This is a genomic window from Hansschlegelia beijingensis (assembly GCF_045505405.1).
Lineage (GTDB): Bacteria > Pseudomonadota > Alphaproteobacteria > Rhizobiales > Methylopilaceae > Methylopila > Methylopila beijingensis_A.
On the sequence record NZ_JBJKEX010000259.1, the window covers coordinates 1 to 4,334 of the forward strand.

At 71.4% G+C, this 4,334-nt stretch carries 4 protein-coding genes and 1 pseudogene; all 5 read right to left on the minus strand.

Annotation, left to right across the window (positions count from 1 at the left end):
* Positions 1–392, minus strand: a pseudogene (locus ACIKT0_RS13745) (hypothetical protein); the annotation flags it as partial.
* Positions 393–591: 199 nt separating this feature from the next.
* On the minus strand, positions 592–870 hold the full coding sequence (locus ACIKT0_RS13750) for a hypothetical protein (protein WP_407105889.1): 279 nt from the start codon (positions 868–870) through the stop codon (positions 592–594).
* Positions 867–2,495 (minus strand): monovalent cation/H+ antiporter subunit D, encoded by a 1,629-nt coding sequence (locus ACIKT0_RS13755; RefSeq protein WP_407105890.1) that lies wholly within the window; start codon positions 2,493–2,495, stop codon positions 867–869. Before ACIKT0_RS13755 ends, ACIKT0_RS13750 begins: the two co-directional genes overlap by 4 nt.
* Positions 2,492–2,839: a Na+/H+ antiporter subunit C gene (locus tag ACIKT0_RS13760; RefSeq protein WP_407105891.1), complete on the minus strand. Its 348-nt coding sequence runs from the start codon at positions 2,837–2,839 to the stop codon at positions 2,492–2,494. The genes ACIKT0_RS13755 and ACIKT0_RS13760 overlap by 4 nt, the downstream gene beginning before the upstream one ends.
* A partial coding sequence (gene mbhE / locus ACIKT0_RS13765) for a hydrogen gas-evolving membrane-bound hydrogenase subunit E (protein ID WP_407105892.1) occupies positions 2,836–4,334 on the minus strand: 1,499 nt, incomplete at its 5' end. The genes mbhE and ACIKT0_RS13760, both read right to left, overlap by 4 nt.

Here is a 4,334-nt window from a genome sequence, read left to right on the forward strand (position 1 = left end):
GCCGTGAAGCTGATCTCGTCCAGCACCCGCTCCATCACGGTCTGCAGCCGGCGCGCGCCGATGTTCTCGACGCTGGCGTTGACCTCGACCGCGATGTCGGCGAGCGCCGCGACGAGCACGACCTCGACCTGATCCTCGCGGGGGTCGGCGCCCGGCGCGACCCGCATCGCCACCCCGGTGAAGGTCGAGAGCGGGGCGACGATCCGCATCGCGATGCGGCGGACCATCCGGTCCACCACGACGCGGCCGGAATCGACCGTCACGCGGCGTTCGCCGCCGTCGGCGTAGGGATCCGGCGCGGCGAACCGCACCGGCAGCGTGAAGGGGTCGAGCCGGTCGGCCGTCCCCGTTCCGGCGCGCGTGGGCGCGCAGGCGTCGCTTTGACTAACCAATGTCCAGTCTCCCAGAAGGCCCAATGCTGCGGGCTCTTCGTTCGTTGCTGGAACATACGCTCGAGGACTGCTTTTCCGGCTTAACAGAGCTGGTGAATGTTTTCTGACCCCGGCCTCTCACAGGCCTGTTCTTCCGCCATGCTGAAGAAGAGCTTGCCAGAGAGGGTAAGAATGTGATGAACGCGGGGCGGCGCTTGCGTCAGCCCTGCTGTCCCACCACCTTGGGGCCAGCGCGTACCCCGCGCGGCCCCCTCGAACCGGATTGCCCGCCATCGTGCCTTCTACCGACGCGCCGATCGATCTCGAACGCCTTGCGGGCGTGCTCGCCGAAACCGTGCGGGAGGGCGGCGCGATCGCGGCTCGGATGTTCCGCGAGGGCGCCGAGCAGGATCTGGCCGGGCGTCACCGCCTGGTTGGCGAGGAGCCACAGCAGCAGCAGCGCGGCCGAGATCAGCGGATAGGGCAGGAGGCGCGTCATCGCTCCGCCCCTCCGGACGGCGCGGCGCCGGGCTTCAGCACCTCGCGGACGTAATCCTGCGGCGCGTGGAGCGAGTCGGCGGTAGCCTGCATGAAGCGCATCACGGGACCGGCCTGGACCGTCTGCCACACGCACAGGAGCAGCAGCGCTGCGACCGGCGCGATCTCGATCACCCGGATCCGCGGGACCGAGCGGTCCGGCGCGGCCCAGAAGACGCGGATGCCCGCGCGCGTCATGGCGATCAGCGCGGCGAGACCCGACACGACCAGCACCACCAGGAGAAGCCACGAGGCCGCGCCCGGAGGAACGTGCTGGCCGGCCGCGCCCGCGGGGTTCAGCGCGGCGCTCAGCAGCGCGAACTTGGCGATGAAGCCCGAGAGCGGCGGCAGCCCCGCGATGATCACCGCGCAGCCGATGAAGGCCACGCCGAGCGCGCCCAGCGTGGCGGGGATGGCGAGCCCGACCTCGTCCTCTTCGTCGATCTCCTCTTCGCCTTCGCCATAGGCTTCGCGGGTGACGGCGAGCACGTCCGCGCCCGGCTCGCGCCCGCGCTCCACGAGCTCGACCAGCAGGAAGAACGCGCCGACGCCGAGCGTGGAGCTCGCGAGATAGAACAGCGCGCCGCCCGTCACCCCGGCCTGACCCAGACCGATCGCCGCGAGCGCGGTGCCGGAGGAGACCAGCACCGAGAAGGCCGCGAGCCGCGCCATGTCCTGCGAGGCGAGCGAGCCGATCGCGCCGAACGCCACGGTGGCGAGGCCGCCATAGAGCAGCCAGTCGCCGCCGAACTGCGCCGAGGCGCCGGCGCCGTCTCCGAACAGCAGCAGCCAGAGGCGCAGCAGGACGTAGACGCCGACCTTGGTGAGGATCGCGAAGACGGAGGCGACCGGCGCCGCCGCCGCCGCATAGGCCGTCGGCAGCCAGAAGCAGAGGGGCCACATGCCGGCCTTGAGCAGGAAGGCGGTCCCTAGGATCGCCGCCCCCGCCTCCAGCAGCGGCCGATCCTCCGCGGCGATCCCGGGGATGCGCGCGGCGAGGTCCGCCATGTTGAGCGTGCCGGCGACGGCGTAGATCAGGCTGACGCCGATCAGGAACAGCAGCGAGGCCGCGAGATTGACCACGATGTAGTGCAGCCCCGCCCGGACCCGCGCCGCCCCCGAGCCGTGCAGCGCGAGCCCGTAGGACGCGACCAGCAGCAGCTCGAAGAACACGAACAGGTTGAACAGGTCGCCGGTCAGGAACGCGCCGTTGACGCCCATCAGCAGGAACTGGAACAGCGAGTGGAAATGCGCGCCCGCCCGGTGCCAGCGCGCGAGCGAGAACACGACGGCGGCCGAGCCGAGGATCGCGGTCAGCAGCAGCATCATCGCGGAGAGCCGGTCGGCCACCAGCACGATGCCGAACGGCGCCGCCCAGTCGCCGAGGCGGTACACGCCGACGAGCCCCTCCGCCGTGTCCGCCTTGACGAGCAGCGCGACCGCGATCGCGACCAGCGTGAAGCTCGCGGCGACGTTGATCCCGGCCTTCACGTTGCGCCGCGGCTCGCCGAGCAGCAGCGTCGCGATCCCCGCCAGAAGCGGCAGGATGATCGGCGCGATGATCAGGTTGTCGGCGAGGGCGCTCATGGCCGCGTCTCGCGGCCGTCGACATGGTCGGTGCCGGTCAGGCCGCGCGCCGCGAGCAGCACGACGAGAAGCAGGGCGGTGGTCGCGAAGCTGATGACGATCGCGGTGAGCACCAGCGCCTGCGGCAGCGGATCGGCGTAGAGCGCCGGGTCGCCCGGGCCCGCCTTCTCGAGCACGGGCGGCATGTTGGTGTGGAGCCGGCCCATCGCCACGATGAACAGGTTCACCGCGTAGGACAGCAGCGACAGGCCGATGATCACCTGGAAGGTGCGCGGCCGCAGCAGCAGCCACATGCCGGAGGCCGCGAAGGCGCCGATGCCGATGGCGAGCACGATTTCCGTCATCGGGCGTCACCGGCGGCGGTCGCGGGCGTCTCGGCCTCCTGCTCGGCGGCGATGCGATGGCTGCGCACCGACTGGTGGGCGAGCGCGATCAGCATCAGCACGGTCGCGCCGACCACCAGCGAGAACACGCCGAGGTCGAACACGAAGGCGCTCGCCGTCGGCATCTTTCCGATCAGCGGCAGGTCGGCGTAGCCGAAATAGGAGGTCAGGAACGGCCGGCCGAACAGCCACGAGGCCGCGCCGGTCCCGGTCGCCAGCAGCAGGCCGACGCCGATCCAGCGCACGGGCAGCACGTGCAGGCGCTCCTCCGCCTGCGCGGTTCCGAGCGCCATGTATTGCAGCAGGAAGGCCACCGCCATCGTGATGCCGGCCACGAAGCCGCCGCCGGGAAGGTCGTGGCCCCGCAGCAGCAGGAACACGGCCATCGTCCCCACCACGGGGAACAGGAGGCGCATGATGAGGGCCGGGACCGCCATCGCGTCGCGCACGATCGCGCCCTTCTCCCGCTCCGGGGTGCTCTCGTCGTACAGGCTCTGCGTGCGCTGCTGCTCGGGCACCGGGATGCTGTCCGGCGCCGGACGGAAGCGGCGCAGCAGGGCGAACACGGTCAGCGCCACGACGCCCAGCACCGTGATCTCGCCCAAGGTATCGAAGCCGCGGAAGTCCACCAGGATGACGTTCACGATGTTGGTTCCGCCGCCCTTCAGATAGGCGTTCTCAACGAAGAAGCGGGAGATGCTGTCCGGCGCCGGCCGCGTCATCGCCGCGTAGGCGAGCGCGGCGAGGCCGCCGCCGACCGCGAGCGAGATCAGCAGGTCTCGGACGCGGTACCAGCGGATCACACGGCCGCCCTCGCCGTTGAGCTCGGCGGCCTCGAAGCGCTTCGGCAGCCAGCGCACGCCGAGAAGCAGCAGCACCGTGGTCACGGTCTCGACCACCAGCTGAGTGAGGGCGAGGTCGGGCGCGGAGAGCCAGACGAACGTCACGCAGGTCACGAGTCCCGCGCCGCCGAGCAGGATCAGCGCGGTCACGCGGTGGTACTTGGCCTGGCTCGCGGCGCCGACCGCGCAGGCGACGCCGACGACCCACAGCAGCGCGAAGGGGAGGTCCGGCCCGCTCGAGGGACCGTGGCCGACCGACAGGCCGACGGCGAAGAGCGCAGCCGCCGCTGCGGTCACGGCCACGATCGTCAGCCATTGCAGCTGCGGCTGGAGCCTCCGCGTGCCGAGCACGCCCTCGAGCCAGCGGGCGAGACGCCAGGACAGCGTGACGAGCACGCGGTCGAAGATGCGGCGCCCGCTCAGCTCCCGCAGCAGAGGCGGCCCGTCGAGCCCCCGGAGCAGATAGGGCCGGAGCAGCACATAGGTCGCCGCTCCGCCCGCGAGCGCCACGACGCTCATGTAGAACTCGAAGTTGAAGCCGTGCCAGACCGCGAGGCTGTAGGGCGGCGGCGGCGCCCCGAGCGCAGCGCGCACGGCGGCCTCCAGCGCCGGCC